At 51.3% G+C, this 15,686-nt stretch carries 9 protein-coding genes and 1 pseudogene; 4 read left to right on the top strand and 6 right to left on the bottom strand.

Translation table 11 applies throughout. The annotated features are described in order from the left end of the window. Positions 1 to 333 (bottom strand): annotated as a pseudogene (locus IQ260_RS15085) (sterol desaturase family protein); the annotation flags it as partial. A 132-nt stretch (positions 334 to 465) separates the two neighbouring features. Further along, positions 466 to 1,425 carry an RNA polymerase sigma factor, RpoD/SigA family gene (locus IQ260_RS15080; RefSeq protein WP_228016120.1) on the bottom strand — a complete coding sequence of 320 codons (960 nt, stop codon included), beginning with the start codon at positions 1,423 to 1,425 and terminating at the stop codon, positions 466 to 468. 354 nt (positions 1,426 to 1,779) lie between these two features. Between IQ260_RS15080 and IQ260_RS15075 the strand changes: the two genes are divergently transcribed. From IQ260_RS15075 to IQ260_RS15060, 4 genes are all read left to right on the top strand, one after another. Then, positions 1,780 to 2,043, top strand: a complete 264-nt coding sequence (locus IQ260_RS15075; protein WP_228016119.1) for a hypothetical protein — start codon at positions 1,780 to 1,782, stop codon at positions 2,041 to 2,043. 148 nt (positions 2,044 to 2,191) lie between these two features. Continuing rightward, positions 2,192 to 2,863: a potassium channel family protein gene (locus tag IQ260_RS15070; RefSeq protein ID WP_228016118.1), complete on the top strand. Its 672-nt coding sequence runs from the start codon at positions 2,192 to 2,194 to the stop codon at positions 2,861 to 2,863. A 154-nt stretch (positions 2,864 to 3,017) separates the two neighbouring features. Then, a complete protein-coding gene (locus tag IQ260_RS15065; RefSeq protein WP_193993927.1) occupies positions 3,018 to 4,517 on the top strand; it encodes an efflux RND transporter periplasmic adaptor subunit in 1,500 nt (499 codons plus the stop codon). Continuing rightward, a complete protein-coding gene (locus IQ260_RS15060) occupies positions 4,514 to 7,801 on the top strand; it encodes an efflux RND transporter permease subunit (RefSeq protein WP_193993926.1) in 3,288 nt (1,095 codons plus the stop codon). The genes IQ260_RS15065 and IQ260_RS15060 overlap by 4 nt, the downstream gene beginning before the upstream one ends. Positions 7,802 to 7,819: 18 nt before the next feature. On the opposite strand, the gene IQ260_RS15055 is transcribed toward IQ260_RS15060, so the two are convergent. The 4 genes from IQ260_RS15055 to IQ260_RS15040 form a co-directional block, all read right to left on the bottom strand. Then, positions 7,820 to 9,541 (bottom strand): ATP-binding protein, encoded by a 1,722-nt coding sequence (locus IQ260_RS15055; RefSeq protein ID WP_322744971.1) that lies wholly within the window; start codon positions 9,539 to 9,541, stop codon positions 7,820 to 7,822. A gap of 226 nt (positions 9,542 to 9,767) precedes the next feature. Continuing rightward, positions 9,768 to 10,817, bottom strand: a complete 1,050-nt coding sequence (locus IQ260_RS15050) for a hypothetical protein (RefSeq protein WP_193993925.1) — start codon at positions 10,815 to 10,817, stop codon at positions 9,768 to 9,770. A gap of 639 nt (positions 10,818 to 11,456) precedes the next feature. Beyond that, positions 11,457 to 12,971 (bottom strand): HlyD family efflux transporter periplasmic adaptor subunit, encoded by a 1,515-nt coding sequence (locus tag IQ260_RS15045; protein ID WP_193993924.1) that lies wholly within the window; start codon positions 12,969 to 12,971, stop codon positions 11,457 to 11,459. Between the two features lie 4 nt (positions 12,972 to 12,975). After that, the coding region (locus IQ260_RS15040; protein WP_193993923.1) for a peptidase domain-containing ABC transporter at positions 12,976 to 15,686 on the bottom strand (2,711 nt) is incomplete at its 5' end.

Below are 15,686 nucleotides of genomic sequence, written 5' to 3'. Positions count from 1 at the left end.
CTTAAACAACAGTGGTAAATGAAACAGCCGATGGGTAAAGTAAAAGTATGTGTCCTGCAGCAATAGCACAGTCACATAGCTAAAGATAATATAGCCAATATCCTTGAGGGAAAAATGGGTATAAACCTTTGTCAAATCTGCCCTAAAGCAGATCATAAAACAGGAAGCGGCAAATGCAAAGAAAACAACTGACAGCACTGAGAGTTTAATGTCGTCCACGATTGTCTGCCGCTCTTGGGCCTTATTGTCAGTCTTCTCCTCTGAAGAAGGCTTATCCAAGACAGAATACATGAGCCAATAAAACACCGAAGCAGTTATAAAATAACCGCTCATAATGATGCCGCAAAATATAAACCAATAAACCCAAAAGCTATGTTGAAGCGGTAGAGTAGGCATGCATTTTTTCAGCTCCGCATTGTTTCCATGGGGAGGGAGATTGGATTATGGGTTGCTTTTTCGCCAGCGTTAGCTAACGGCTAAATAAGCGCTAACGTCAGTTTGGTGATAGCGCATACGCTTGAGAGCTTCCCGCTCAATTTGACGAACTCTTTGACGGCTGATGCCCATCTGGTCTCCAATCTTGGCAAAACTCATTTTGACACCGCTGTTTAGTCCGTAGCGTAGGGTCAGGACCTGTTGCTGTGCCCCTGAAAGATGTGTCATTAAACCCCTCAAATCTTCTTTTAAGGAAGACTCGACTACGTATTCTTGAGGCGTCGGTCCGTCGTCTTCTAACATATCGCTGAGACTGGTATCCTGTTTTTCGCCCATGCGCAGGTCCAAGGATAGGGGATCGCGACTTTGTAGTAGCAAATTACGTACTTTTTCCTTAGGCATTGATAACACCTCGCTCAGCTCAGCGATGGTGGCCGGACGCTTGTGGGTTTTAGCTAGCTGGCGCTGGGCTCTACGCAGCTTAGTTATTTTTTCATTGACATTGATCGGCAGACGAATGATGCGACTTTTTTCTGCGATCGCACGGGTCATAGCCTGACGAATCCACCAGTAAGCATAGGTAGAAAAGCGATAGCCTTTACCCGGATCAAACTTCTCAGCACCTCGCTGTAGGCCGATGGCTCCTTCCTGTATCAGATCCATAAATTCCAGCTGACTCTTCTGGTACTTTTTAGCGATGGAAACAACCAAGCGTAAATTGGCCTTAACCATTTTTTCTCTAGCCCGCTGTCCAGCTTTGATAGTCTGCTCTAACGCTTCAACAGAGAGCTGTGCCGCATCAGCCCACTCTGCCTGGCTTGGCTCGTGCTCCAATGATTCTGCCAACGATGCGCGAATATCTTCAAGCTGCATGTGCTGCTGTATAGCCCTACCCAACAGCAACTCCTCCTCGTGAGTCAGGCGGGGAGTCCGACCGATCTCTGTAAGGTAAGCACCGATGGAATCTTTAGATAGGGACATATTTGCCATGGAGTTATACTGAAGCTATGCTCTGTAAACTTATCAAGTGCTCTTAGTATGGCAAGATTTCAATCCTGGCATATCTATCTGGGGAGGTAAGTTAGAATTCGAAAATAAAAGAGGCGTTGCTGATCCCCGGGGTGATTTCAACTGAAGAGTGCTGATAAATTGCATCATTACCCGATCGGTCCATCCCCTAAATCAGCAACGGCTAAAAGAAAACGTTAAGAAAACTTCTGACAGATATGACTTAGAAAAGTAACAGTTCTGAACCAGCACGATTGCCAACCTATTTCTAACCACAGATAGAAGACACTAACCTCACAATTGTCTATTGTCCATAGGGTAACCACAAATCACCCCATGATTATCAATAACCCAACGCCGCTAAAGGGAATAGTCCTCGTTGGATATGCCAAAGCCTACGCTGATGCTGGTGTGGTGACGGCAGCTCATAAATGTGGTTATGGCGATAATGTCCGCTGGTTTGGCAAGGCGCTACGGTCAACCTGTGCAGACATTGGTGTTGAGAGCAAAGAGCTATTGAATTTGGTCACTGAACACCAACAGATCATCAATCAGCAGGAATCTAAGCCCACGGCCAAACTAGTCGTTGGTTGGCATTAGCGGTCAGTTTTATATAAGAAAATCCCCTCCAGTACCAATGATGCTAGAGGGGATTTTTTAGGCTTTTAATTTTCTGCATGGCATCAAAACAGCACAATCTTTTTAACAGCTGCTTTAATATCAGGGCATTCTAGATGTGATGCCTTGTATGAGTCCTCTTCTTCAGCATAAAACTCAAAAATATCGACAGTTGCTGATTGTCCTGGCTGTCACCTTTGTGGTTTCTCCATTTTTAAAGGCTGGGATTGGTAATATTCTCTCCATTTCACTGTTGTTGTACACCCTTATTGTGGTTGTTAATAGCTTTGCACTGCCTAGGCGATGGCTGGTTATTTATGGTGCGATCGCAATCATTGCCTTTTGCTTAGCAGTCAGTTCGAGTCTGGGCTGGATCAGCTATTTAAATCAGCCCTTTAGCCTGATCGCTCAAACCATTTTTGCCCTTTATCTAGCAGGAGCCGCCTACTGGATTGGCCGGGACATCTTTACCACTCCCGAAGTCACCATCGATGTTGTGCGCGGTGGCATCAGTGTTTATCTGCTACTTGGGTTTGTCTGGGCGTTACTGTACGGTATCGTCAACACCCTGGATGCCAATGCCTTCTCCCAACCCTTGGTTCGGACCGGCTCTTATCTTAGGCCACTTCACTTTAGCTTTACTACACTCACCACCCTGGGCTATGGCGACATTGTCCCCTTAAGTGAAGTGGCCCAGGTGCTGACTAACCTGGAAGCCATTGTGGGGCAAATGTACTCGTCTGTGCTGATCGCGATCTTAATCGGCAGCTATCTGGCCCAACGGTCCAGCCAACGGAGATGATGCCCTCAGGCCATTACATGAGCCACTACAGCGGGGCAACAAAAGCCCATGTGCGACTTTAATCGGCTTGACCTGCTTGAATTACCAAAGGTTATTTGGCACCATTAGGTGATTTCACGTAAGCTGCCAAGTACCAAGTTTTGCCGTTACCCCTATGAGCTCCGACGGTATCAGCCCCCAACCGCCCCTTGACCAGCCGCCGAACTTAAACACAGAGACGGCCATCGACCCAGCACCTGCTGCATCACCCCCTCAATCCAGCGCCCTGCCAGGATGGCGCAAGCAGCCTAATAAACCTCTCTGGCCAGCCGTTGCCCTGGCCATGTTAGTGGTGGCTGGGCTGGTTGGAGTGAGGGTCTATCGAACCCTGACCTCTGCGCCTTCATCCGAGGAAACGGAGCAGTCGGCCTTGGATCAAGCCCGTTTACCCGTAAGGGTGATCACAGCCGAAAGACGCACTGTCCAAGGCTGGGTATTTGATGAAGGCTCTGTCTGGCCCGTGCAGCGACGACTGCTAAACTTCCAGGCCAGTGGCGATATTACCTATGTGGCTAAAATCAACGGTGTAGAACTGCGGGAAGGGGATGCTGTTTCACGGGGGCAGCTGCTGGCGACGATTGACGCCCGGAGACAGCAATCTAGCATTGATACCGCTGAAGCCGATATCCAGGTCTCTAAAACCCAGCTAAACCAATCAAAAGCTGGGCTGCTGCAGTCCCAAGCTAGTCTGGAACGGGCCGAGTCTGATCTGGCCCTGGCTCAGACCGAACTGCAACGCTATGAGAATTTATTTAAAGAAGGGGCCGTATCCGAGAGCGATCGCGACGCTTACATCAATCGAGTAGACCAGGCCGCGGCGGCTCTCAAGACAGCCCAACAAGACATTCGGTCTGCTGAGGAGACCATAATTTCTTCAGAGGCCTCGTTGAAAGCCTCCCAGGCTCGCCTCAATGAGAGTGCCGTCAATTTAGAAGATACCCAGCTAGTCTCTCCCCTGGATGGTGTCGTGGCCTACATCAATATTCGGGAGGGTGAGTATTGGAGCACCCAATATCTTAATACCAGCAGTCCCCAGGATGTCATTGAGTCAGCACCGATCGTTGTCGTCGATCCCCAATCCTTTGAAGTGGAGTTAGAACTGCAGGCAGAAGATGCTGCAGAGATTCAACCCGGTCAGCGAGCCCATGTGGTTCTAGAAGAAGAGATCAGTTCGGCCCAAGCCACTGGCACCACCTCTCAAGGACTGCTCGACATTGCTAAGCAGCGGGGCAGCGGTGGTCGCGTATTTGCCGTGAGTCCCTCACAAACACCGGGCAGTCGAGGCACTGAAATCACTATTCGTGGATTAGAGCAGGTGCGCAATCTGAAGGTCGGTGGCCGAGTCTATGTTTGGATTGAAGTGGCCAGCCGCAGTGATGCCGTTGTTCTCCCGTTAGGTTCACTACTCTCTAGAAATCAGCAATCATATGCCTTTGTTATCAATGAGGTCGACGGCACCGTTCAGCAGCGACAGGTCACCCTGGGCATTGAAGGACTTTCAGGGGTAGAAATACTCTCGGGCGTGGAGCCTGGGGAACAGGTGGTGGTCGAAGGGCAAAACCGTCTGGTAGATGGCACCCCGGTTGAGGTAGTCAACCGGGAGCAAAGCCGATGAAAACCGACGAGCGCGCTATTGCCACACCGGAGGAAAAACCCGAATCCTCGGCTGTTCCCGGCTGGATGGAATTCTTTTTTACCCGTCAGATTTTTGCCATTCTCCTCTGTTTTATGCTGATGATGGGGGGATTAATGGGCTACTTCTCCATGGTGAAGGAGGGGGAACCCGAAATTAAGATTGCTCGGGCCATGATCACCACCAGCTGGGGGGGCACCGATGCAGAAACCATTGAAAATCAGGTTACGGACAAACTAGAAAAAGAAATCAAAAGTCTTCAGGGCCTGGACGACTTTACCAGCGCCACGTTTAATTCTTTTTCGATCATTAACGTTGCTTTCAAAGCAGAGGCCCCTGTTGCCGAATCGATTCAAGAGCTGCGGGGAAAAGTGGACGATGCGGAGACCGAACTCCCCGAAGAGTCGACCGGACGAGAAAAGCCTGCTTTTGAGCAGCTATCTCAACAAGATGCCCCTATCCTCACCATGGCCCTGAGTGGCGAGGGTCTAGATATCGCCCTGCTGAGTCAGGCGGCTGAAGACCTGCAAGACCGGCTAGAAGCGGTCAAAAATGTACGGGAAGTCAACCTGGGCGGTCAGCGTGACGAGGTCATCCATGTCCAGATGATTCCCAGTCGATTGACTACATTGGGGATTGCGGCCACTCAGGTCCGTGATGCCATCCAAGGGGGGAATGTTGATACCTCTTGGGACTTGGTGCGCGATGAAGAATTTGGAGCCCAGGTGCGACTGTATGGTCGCTTTCGCACTCTGGATGATTTAAAAGATCTGCCCGTAACCCGGTTAGACGACAGCCGTGTGGTGCAGCTGTCGGAAGTGGCCGAGGTTTACCAGGGCCTAGAACGAGAAACCCAGCGGGCATTTGTCAGCTGGCAGGGGAGTGACTTTAGCCCCACCATCAACTTAGAGGTGGTAAAAGTTGCCGGGACCGACACCATTCAGGTGATTGACGATGTCCTGGCCGATATGGAGCTGGCGAGTCAGGACCCCAACATTTGGCCCTTCGGCATGGAGTATCGCGTCCTCAACAACGATGCCAATACCATTCGCAAAGATCTGGCCAACCTGGGCAGCAACGTACTGCAGGCATCCCTGTTGGTCTTTGCCATCCTTTTTGTTGCCCTCACCTGGCGCGAGGCCCTGATTGCCGGTTTAGCCATTCCCATGACCTTTGCCGGGGTGCTGTTTATCCTATGGATGTTGGGCTATACCCTCAATACCATGGTGACGGTGGGTATGATCCTGGCCCTGGGGCTGCTGGTGGATGTGTTTATCCTCATGCTAGAGGGATTGCACGATGGCATTTTTGTTCAGGGTTTGAGCTTTCCTAGAGCCGCGATAAAAACGGTACAAACCTATGCCTCACCAGCCTTTACGGGGCAGCTCACCACTATTTTAGCCATGGCTCCGCTGATGGCCATTTCCGGTACCCTAGGAAAATTTATTCGACTAATTCCCATTAGTGCCATTACCTGTTTGGTAATGAGCTATGTCCTGGCCCTGCTGGCTGTCGTACCCCTATCTAAATTTCTCCTGGATAACCACGACGATGGTAAAGCCTCCAAAACCTATGTTGATCGACTAACTGAGACCGCCTCCGAACGATTCTCCCATTGGAGCCTACGGGCTACCGTACCCAACCGTCATGTGGCCCGCCTGTGGACAGCCGGGGCCATTGCCCTATTTGTCTGCGCTGCGATTTTATTTAGCCAACTGCCCAGTTCCCTATTTGCCGTCAGTGACGACAACAAACTGAGCATTAATGTAGAGCTGCCCCCAGCCGCCACCCTAGAAACATCCCAGGAAGTGGCTGACCTGATGGGGGACGTTGTGCGTAACTACAGTGACCCCAACGGTGAGAATGTGTTTGAAAGCGTGGTGAAGCTGGTGGGACAGCGCAGTAATTTAGTATCGTCTAGCGAAATCAAACCGGGTAATGCCGACTATTTTGTGGGACTGTCGGCAGTATTTGTCAATCGCAACCAGCGGGCGAGAGATTCCTTTGAATATGCCCGCGATCTTAAAGATGAGTTAGAAAGAGATATTGTTCGTAACTATCCAGGTGCTATCTTGAGTACAGCCTTCCCGCTGTCAGGCGGTGGGGCCGATCCGATCCAGATCGAAATTTTTGGTGACGATCTACAAACATTGCGAGAGATTTCGAGTCAGGTGCAACAGTCTCTGCGAGAGATTCCAGGCACCATGGATGTGCGGGATGACCTGGGTAACCTGCGGCAGGATTATAAGCTAGTACCGAAACGAGAAGCGCTAGATTTCTATGGTATTAGCCAGAATGATTTGGGTTCCCAGGGACGCTACTTGATGATCGATAACGATGTGGGTGACTTTGCCATCGGCAGCGGTGAAGAAGATCTCGAAATTCGTCTGAGTACCCAGTGGCCATCGCGCCAGGGCACCATTGGCGGTCCTTCTCGCCTGGATGAATTTGCCACCATGCGGTTTATCACCCCCGATGGTGAGGCACTCCCGGCGGACGCTCTCCTAGAGGAAGCACCTGGGGCTGTGCCCCTGTCGATTACCCATCGGAACACCCAGCGCAGTGTGACGGTGTTGGCTAAGGTGATTCCTGGTGAGGACTTTTATGATACTGAGATTCTAGCGGAGCTAACACCTCGGTTAGAAGCCATGCAGTATGACCCGAGTGATAGAGTCAGTGCCGAGCGCTGGCCCCAGGGCTACACCTATCGGTTTGGTGGAGATGCGGATACGAGCAGTGAGACCTTTGGCTCTGCGGGACAGATGCTGGTGGTGGCGATCTTCTTGGTATTTGCGGTACTGGTGCTGCAGTTTGGTTCTTACACCCAGCCATTGATTATTATTCTTACGATTCCCTTTGCGTTGATTGGAACGTTGTTTGGTTTCTTTTTGCTGAGGCTATCGTTCTCTTTTCCGGCCATGATCGGTGTGATTGCGCTGGTGGGAATTGTGGTGAATGATGCGATTGTGATGGTGGAGACGATGAATGAGCGACGGAAGGAGGGGTTAGATGTACGGCATGCGGCGGCGGCTGGGGCAAGCGACCGGTTAAGGCCGATTTTGACGACGTCGATTACAACCATCATTGGCTTATTACCGTTGGCGTTTAGCGATGCACAGTGGTTTCCGCTATGTATGGCGATTATTTTTGGGTTATTGTCGGCGACCGTGATTGCGTTGCTGGTGGTGCCGGGGTTGTATTTGCAGCTGACTCCCAACTTGGAGCGATCTGCCAAAATGCTAGACGACCTGGAAGAGATTCAATAAATAGCTCGGCTATCTGTCCTAAGCTATTCTAAAAACCACCGATGTCAGGGTGCCAGTTGCCGCTGCTGACTCAATGGTCAAACTCCCCTGATGGGCCTCCACAATCCGTTTGACAATCGCTAGACCCAGCCCGGTACCGCTAGACTTGGTGGTAAAAAACGGCTTAGTCAGCTGGGGCAACACATCCGCTGGAATCGGTTCGCCACCGTTGTGAATACGGAGACATATTTGGTCAGGTGCTGTCTCCAGGTAACACGTCACAGCATTGCCAGGCTCGATGGCCTCACAGGCATTACTCACCAGATTGATCAACACCTGTTTTAGTTTGTCGGCATCTCCCTGGATCGTAATGGCCTCGGCTGCGTCTTTAAACAAAAGAGGGCGGTCGGTGGCCACAGGCTGTGCCTGAAGAGTCGTCAACACCTCGGTAACGAGCCTAGTTAAGTTAACCGGGGTCGTTTGCAGATTTTGAGGTTTGGCATAGAGCAAAATCTCATTGAGCAGAGACTCTAGACGTTCGGCTTCAGAGGCTGCCAAGTCCAGACGCCGGGTATCTCGCTCGGAGAGCTGGGAGTGGCGTAGGGCCCCCAGTCCCATCATGACGGTGGTGAGCGGGTTGCGTACTTCGTGGACAATCATGGAGGCCAGTTCCCCCACTTCGGCCAGGGCCGCCAGGGCTTGCTCGGCTCGTTTGCGTTCGGCTTCTAGACGTTTTCTCTCGCTAATGTCGCGGACAATTGCTACCACACACTGACGCTGGGCAAACTCTAAGGTCGAGGCAGAGATTTCTGCCGGTAAGGTCGTGCCGGATTTGGTGAGACAGGTGAGCTGATCGGTCCAGCCCTGCCCGGTTGCCAATACCGATTGGGAGAAGGCCATCAGCTGGGGCATTTCGTGGGGATGGACATTGGAAATGCGGACAGTTTCGAGTAGTTCCTGACGGCTGTACCCTAGCATCTGAGCGGCTTTAGGGTTGGCTTCAAGGATGCGATCGCTACTCATATCAATCACAAAGATGGCATCGTTCGAGGCATTAAAAATCCGCCGCAGTCGCTCTTCGCTCTTTTGGAGCTGGCTATTGAGCTGGGTGAGTTCCGCCGTCCGCTCCGCCACCCGCTGTTCCAATTCCGCATTGATGGTCATCAGTTTAGACTGGGTGGCCCGCAGCTCCTGGGTGCGTTTGACGACTTCGTTCTCCAGAGCCTTGTTAAACTGCTGCTGCTGTTGCCACAGCTGATGGTTGTCAATGGCAGTGGCGGCCCGTTCAGCAAAGAGTTCAGCCAGCTGAACCAGCTCGGGGGAGAACTGCCGTGACTGCTGGCAAAAGGTGCAGATGGTACCAATGGTCGTCCCTGACGGGGTCCGTAGGGGCACCCCCAGATAGGCGCGATAGCCCTCTGGCCCCTGACCATGGCTAGTGTCTTGGGTAAAGTTTTCCACCGTCAGAGGGCAGCCCGTTTGGACAACTTTGTCGGTGAGGGTGCCGTGCAATTCGTAAATGTCGTCTGGGTCGATCCCCATGTCAACAGTACTGGCTAAAATCCGTTCCGAGTTATCCCAGCAGAGGGTCACCACGGCCCAGTCCGTACCCAAAATGCGTTGCACGCCGTTGGCCAGGCTTTCTAGATAGCTGGTGAGGTTGCGATCGCGATAGCTCAAGCTCGCCAGAACATCGAGGGTTTGCTGAGCGAGGGGATGCTCGGAATAGGACATGATGGGCGTTTCAGAGGACTGGGGCACTGCAGGGGTTCACGATTCAAACACGTTTTGATCATATCTGAACACACCCGCTAATTCGTCTGATAGTCCGTTGCCAACGATACCATCCACATCCGTAAAAACCCTTGGATCTTTCACTACTCAGGTACAACAAAACCGGACGTCATTGAATCTCTAAGAATCCAGGTGTATCTTGAGCATTGGCAAAGAGCTGTTGCATCGTCGTCATGCAGGACCTGATCAATTATTAGCAACCTGCGGCAAACACTCGCATGAGACCATAAACGTAGGGATCTAGTAACTTCTGCTCACTGGAGTCCAGTTTTTTCATGATTTCAGTTCCTAACATTATGGTTGCTTGCAAGGCTATGTCCCAGGGAATACCAATTCCCCTATAAACTAGGTCACACAAAACGAACAGCTCTTGTTCGATAGCCTCCAGATCACCCTGTAACACACACAGCCATAGATAGGCTTGAAACATATCCAAGTCTCGTAATGAGGAATGCTTAACCCCCGGATTATCCAGCTGTCCTCGACGATTGTAATAATCCCCAAAACGTCTGCAGCCTTGGGAATACACCGTCATGGAAATCTCTGAAACTTTTGGCAGCATCCGCTCGACCAGCTTAAAGTGAGGCGATATCAAAGAATGGTCTACGGCAGCAAGACACACACGCTGCCAAGGAATAGCCACATATTCTTCCAGAAAGGCGAAGTATGGATTTAATAGGATTTGTTCTGCAGGACTCAAAAATTCAAGCAGTAATTGGCCGCTGAGATTTAATTCTGTGGTCAGAAAACTGCGCGTTTGCCAGTTTGTGGACCTAACATCGTCTGATTGAAATTCCGATAGCAATGGCTCTATCAGATTACCCAACGCATGAATTTCGGGAATTGCAAACATCGGCAGAGATGATTTCTCAACAGACGTCTCTGCTGACTGAGAAAAGGCAATCATCGGTTCATGGGTGCGATAAAAATCTAGCAGAACCGGATAAATTAGATTTGCGCATTGAGCTAACTCTGCCGTTTCCTTTAGGTTTAGATTCTGATGATGAGTATAGAGATCTTTAGTTCTAAGAGCGGCTCGTTTGCAGCTGTCTTTAACTAGATCGCTCCGTAATCCCTCGACTGTGCGCTGTCGTCCCTGTAACGAAGCAGCGCTTTCTAGCGCATAGGCACTGGCCGTTTTGCATGATTCAGAAAGATAGCGAGCTGACCAAATACTAAACAGCTGCTCGGTACTAGAGAGCAGCAAATCTGACGAGCCATTCGATGCGGGCATCTTTGACATTGATTCTCAATAGTTAAACTATTTGAAAGCAGTCAATAATTGATTCAGATAAAGGAATCCCGCTAAGTTATTCTAAACAATTTCAACGATAAATCTAAGCATTTATGCTGAATTCTTGATAAAAGCCTAAGTATTTATGCTGAAGATAGAAATATTTTTTAGAAATTTGTGCATACCTTCTATTATCTCACCGTACCTCTAGGACGTCTTCTAGAGAAGTATTGACATATACATTTCAGTCCATTCCTGGCTAGCGGATTCCTAAAAAATGTAGCCCGATGCAGTCCTAGTCATTGCGTCACAATTGGGCATGCAACTCAAAAGTCTGGTGTAAAGAGACTTTTGATACCAGGCTACGGTGTACACACAAGTACTGGAAACTAGCGTTTGCGGCTGCATTACCCCCTCTAACTCCCCCTTGGCAAGGGGGAGAACTGGAGTTTCCCACCTTACGAAGGGGGGATTAAGGGGGGTAATGCAGGATTTTAGGCTCCCTTCCGACATGTGTATACACGGTAGCCAATCATGGGAGAAGGGGCTGGGGGATGTAGAGCTTTGCTCTTCTCACAGAGTGGGCTCGACTGAATGCTAGAGGATCCCCCCTAGCTCCCCTTGAAAAGGGGGGGATATCAAACGTGCCTATTTGGAGAAGAAACTATCCTTCTTGCGCACAAACAGGTCTGTAAAGAAGGAAATAACCGTACGCTTCTCTGTTTTGATATTGGCGTTGATGGACATCCCTGAACGGATGGTATAGGTCTCTCCCCTAGACTCTAGAACCTGAGACTGCAGCTGAATCTCGGCAGGGAAACGATAAAACGGATAGATCTCATCCGGCGGCAGGGCATCGGAGCCGATACTGACCAAATGGCCATCAATGTCGCCATATTCACTGTAGGTAAACGCATCAATGCGCACATCCACCGGCTTGCATTCGGCGGCGATCCCCTGCTGATCTTCTGCCTGCACTGCTGCCCGGCAGTCATCAGTCAGCTGAACAAATCCAATGTCTTTGTTAGGAATAAAGGCCCGAGCCACTAAATTCTCCTGGGGGACAATCTCTAAAATCGGTTCCGTGGAGTTGGCGGCATAGCCCGGCTGATTGGCCTTGAGATTAAAAACGGCACCACTGACTGGAGCGGTGAGTTCACGAAATTGAAGTTGTTCTTGCAGCTGGGCGATGCGGCTGCTGAGTTCCTGACGCTGGGTCTCGTTTTGTAAAACAGTTTGCCCTAGATTACTTTCAATGGACGAAAGGCGTTCGCGATTGCCGCGTATCTGGTCACGACGGCTGCGCTCAAATTCAAACTCAGCCCGCTCAATTTCCGACTCTGCTTGATTGATTTGAGCCTCAAGACGGCTGATTTCATCTTTTAGGGTACTCACTCGAGTAATCCGGCTGCTAACTTCCTGCTCTTGCTGAAGTCGGCTTAGCTCTGCTACGGCACCTTCTTTTTCCAGCCACTGTAAGCGGCTTAAAATCTCTTGGTTGGTGGCTAAATCGTTTTCAGCATTGACCAATTCAGCCCGTGCCTGGCTGAGGCGAGCGTCGAGGTCTTTGATTTGTTCACGGTTTTGGGACTGAAGTGCCTGGGCTTCACCTCTGGCGCTGAGGACATCGGCAGCAGCCTCGGCTGAGAGGCCCTCTGTATTGCCGTCGATTTGGGCTTGATAAATACGATTGCTGGCTTCTAGCTCATTTTTTTCTTCTAAACGCTGCTGCAGATCGTTGGTGATGGGAACAACCTTGTCGTCGCTATTCTGAGCGCGGTAAACTTCGTTTTGGTTGGCAAGCTGGTCACGAATGCTGAGAAGAGAGTCTAGCTCAGCTTTGGCCGCAGTCTGGTTAAAGGTAATCAGCACATCGCCCTTTTCCACCAGGTCGCCTTCTCGGACATGGATTTTTTCGATGACGCCGCCGCTGGGGGTTTGCACTGGCTGGACAACACCCACGGGTTCCAGTTTTCCCTGGACTGGTATAGTCTCTTCCACCCTGGCTAAAAAGGCCCAGAGAATGCTAACACTGGTGACCCCGAGAATAGCCCACACAATGGCCCGCGACCAGATCGGGGACTGTCGCAAGATAACTGGCTGATCAAAGGGTTGGGCCTGGGCACTGGGAGCACCGCTGTTTTGGACCTGTTGAGATGTCATTGGACTAACCGTTCCCTTGTTGCTGATATAGACAGTAGTAACGACCTTTGAGGTCTAGAAGTTCCTCATGGGTACCTTCTTCGACGATGGAGCCTTGGTCCATGACCAAAATGATATTGGCGGTACGCAGAGCCCCCAATCGGTGGGTGATGAAGAAAAGCGTGCGCCCTTTGGCCCATTTTTTGAGGTTGATCGACACCTGGGCTTCGGTGTCGTAATCGAGGGCGCTGGTGGCTTCGTCCAAGATGAGAAGACGGGGATTTTGCAGGATGGTACGTGCGATCGCAATCCGCTGACGCTGTCCCCCCGACAGAGATGAGCCCCGTTCTCCTACCCGAGAGTTATACCCCACCGGCAGCTCCATAATAAAATCATGGCAGCAGGCAATCTTAGCCGCTTCGATCACCTCGTCGGTGGTGGCCTCAGGATTGGTCAAAGAAATATTCTCCTGAATTGTGCCCTCAAACAGCAAACTGTCCTGGGGCACAATTCCCACCTGTCGCCGCAGGGAATACAGCTCCACCTTGTTGATATCGTAGTTATCAATCAAGATCCGGCCCGAGTTGGGAGCATACAGCCGGGGCAACAGCTTCATCATGGTACTTTTACCCGAGCCGCTCTGACCCACCAGTCCGACAAACTGGCCTACTGGAAATTCAGCATTGATATTGGATAGCTGCAGCGGTCCCGAGGCTCCAAACCGGAACGAGACGTTTTCATAGCGCACATGGCCCTTCACATCCGGCATGGGGATCTGGCCGCGCTGCTCTTCCTCTTGTTCTTGGGGGTGGTCCACAATATCGGCCAGTCGCTCTAAGGACAGAGCCGTTTCTTGGAAGTTTTGCCACAGCTGGGTGAGCCGCAGCAGCGGCTGGGTCACATAGCCGGAGATAATGCGAAAGGCGATCAGCCCCCCCAGGGTAAGTTCCCCCTCTAGCACCAGGAATGCACCAAACCACAGCACCAGCAAACCTGACAGCTTATTTAAGAAATTACTGGCGGAGCTAGCAGTGGTAGACGTCAGCACCGTCTTAAAGCCGTCGCTCACATAGCGACCATAGCGGTCTTGCCACTTCCAGCGAGTATTGAGTTCGATATTTTGGGCCTTGACGGTTTGAATCCCCGATAGGGCCTCCACCAAGAATGACTGGGTCTTCGCATTTTGCTCAGCCTTAGCCCGCAGCTGACGCCGCACAATGGGCGAGACAAACAGCGTTAGCCCTAGAAATAGGGGAATGGTGGCCAGGGAAACTAGGGTGAGCTTGACGCTATAAATTAGCATCACGATGATATACACCACCGAGAACACCGCATCCAGCACCACGGTCAGGGCCGTACCGGTGAGAAACTGACGAATATTTTCCAGCTCGTTGACTCGGCTGGACAGCTCACCCACAGGCCGACGGTCAAAGTAGTTGAGCGGTAGCCGCAGCAAATGATCGATGGTCTGGGAGGCCAGGGTCATGTCGATCCGGTTAGTGGTATCGACAAATAAGTAGGTGCGCAAGCTGCCGAGAATCGCCTCGAACACCGCCATAATCACCAAAAAGATACCCAGCACATGCAGGGTATCGACGCTTTGCTGCACAATCACCCGGTCAATAATCACCTGAATCATCAGGGGATTGGCCAGACCAAAGATTTGGTAGAAGAAGGAGGCCGCTAGCACCTCCACCAAAATCCACTTGTATTTGATCAGTGACGGCACAAACCACGACAGGCCAAAGCGCTGTTGGGGCGTCTGGGCCGTGGTTTCCAACAGCAGCACCTCCCCCTCAGGTCCCCAGATTTCCTCAAAGGCCTGAATGGAATGGCGGACGATGCCCTTATCTTCGGGGCAGGCGATTACACAATGCTTAGCCGACGTTTCGTAGAGGACGGCATAGCTATCCCGCCATTTGATGAGGGCGAGCTTGGGCAAACGACTCATGGCCGTGGCTGGAACCTTGGCCAGCTGGGGTTTGAGACCCAGCATATCTGCTACCGCCCCACAGGATGGCAGAGAGACTTGCCCCAGGCGGGCTTTTTGATTGGTGAGAACTCGGCGCACCACATCCCGCTTAAAGGGCATGTTAAAGTGCTTGGCCAGCATCTCAAAACAGGCCAGCAGCGAGTCAATGTCGCCACGGGCGCGGATGTGGGGATAGTCCTGATTGCTCAGTTCCCCATCTAGCTCAAGATTTTGAGGGATATCCCCGGCATAGGGAATCTTTTTGACGGCGGCACTGGCTGAATCATCCCAGGGATCGTTATCTAGAACTTCGGCAGCTTTGGTTTCAACCTGGGCGGCGAGCACGGCGGAGGGAATCCCCACAAGACGGGCACCGTCCTGGCTCAGCACTTCGGTGGAGGCCATGGTGGGACTCAGCTGCCCCCCCTGTTCGTGGAATGCGACGTTACCCCGACTAATAAACCACAGACGCTGGCTGTCTAGGTCACTGTGTTTGAGCTGGCCAAAGGGGACTTCTTGAACAGCGATCCCCGCAGCCTTAATCGTTTCTGTCAGCTGGGCAATATCGCCCACATTGTGAGCCTGTTTTTCAAAGTACTGGCTGAGTAGTTCAAATAGCTCGGCCAGATAGCAGTGCTCTTGGACTGTCTGCGCAAATTGGGGATGGCTGGCGATAACTTGCTTGATGGCAGCTACGGGGATCGCCACAGCGACAATTTCGGTGGATGCGATCGCACTTTCACAGGCCACACCCCGCGCTGCGC

This window comes from Leptolyngbya cf. ectocarpi LEGE 11479 (genome assembly GCF_015207065.1).
Taxonomy (GTDB): domain Bacteria; phylum Cyanobacteriota; class Cyanobacteriia; order Phormidesmidales; family Phormidesmidaceae; genus Leptothoe; species Leptothoe ectocarpi.
Note: the sequence above shows the minus strand (reverse complement) of the source record. Positions and strands in the feature narration are given on the sequence as shown.

What these genes read in the sequence shown, in the direction of transcription:
- IQ260_RS15080 (WP_228016120.1), bottom strand. Translation starts at nt 1,425, where the DNA reads ATGGCAAATATGTCCCTATCTAAAGATTCCATCGGTGCTTACCTTACA.
- IQ260_RS15075 (WP_228016119.1), top strand. Translation starts at nt 1,780, where the DNA reads ATGATTATCAATAACCCAACGCCGCTAAAGGGAATAGTCCTCGTTGGA.
- IQ260_RS15070 (WP_228016118.1), top strand. Translation starts at nt 2,192, where the DNA reads ATGAGTCCTCTTCTTCAGCATAAAACTCAAAAATATCGACAGTTGCTG.
- IQ260_RS15065 (WP_193993927.1), top strand. Translation starts at nt 3,018, where the DNA reads ATGAGCTCCGACGGTATCAGCCCCCAACCGCCCCTTGACCAGCCGCCG.
- IQ260_RS15060 (WP_193993926.1), top strand. Translation starts at nt 4,514, where the DNA reads ATGAAAACCGACGAGCGCGCTATTGCCACACCGGAGGAAAAACCCGAA.
- IQ260_RS15050 (WP_193993925.1), bottom strand. Translation starts at nt 10,817, where the DNA reads ATGTCAAAGATGCCCGCATCGAATGGCTCGTCAGATTTGCTGCTCTCT.
- IQ260_RS15045 (WP_193993924.1), bottom strand. Translation starts at nt 12,971, where the DNA reads ATGACATCTCAACAGGTCCAAAACAGCGGTGCTCCCAGTGCCCAGGCC.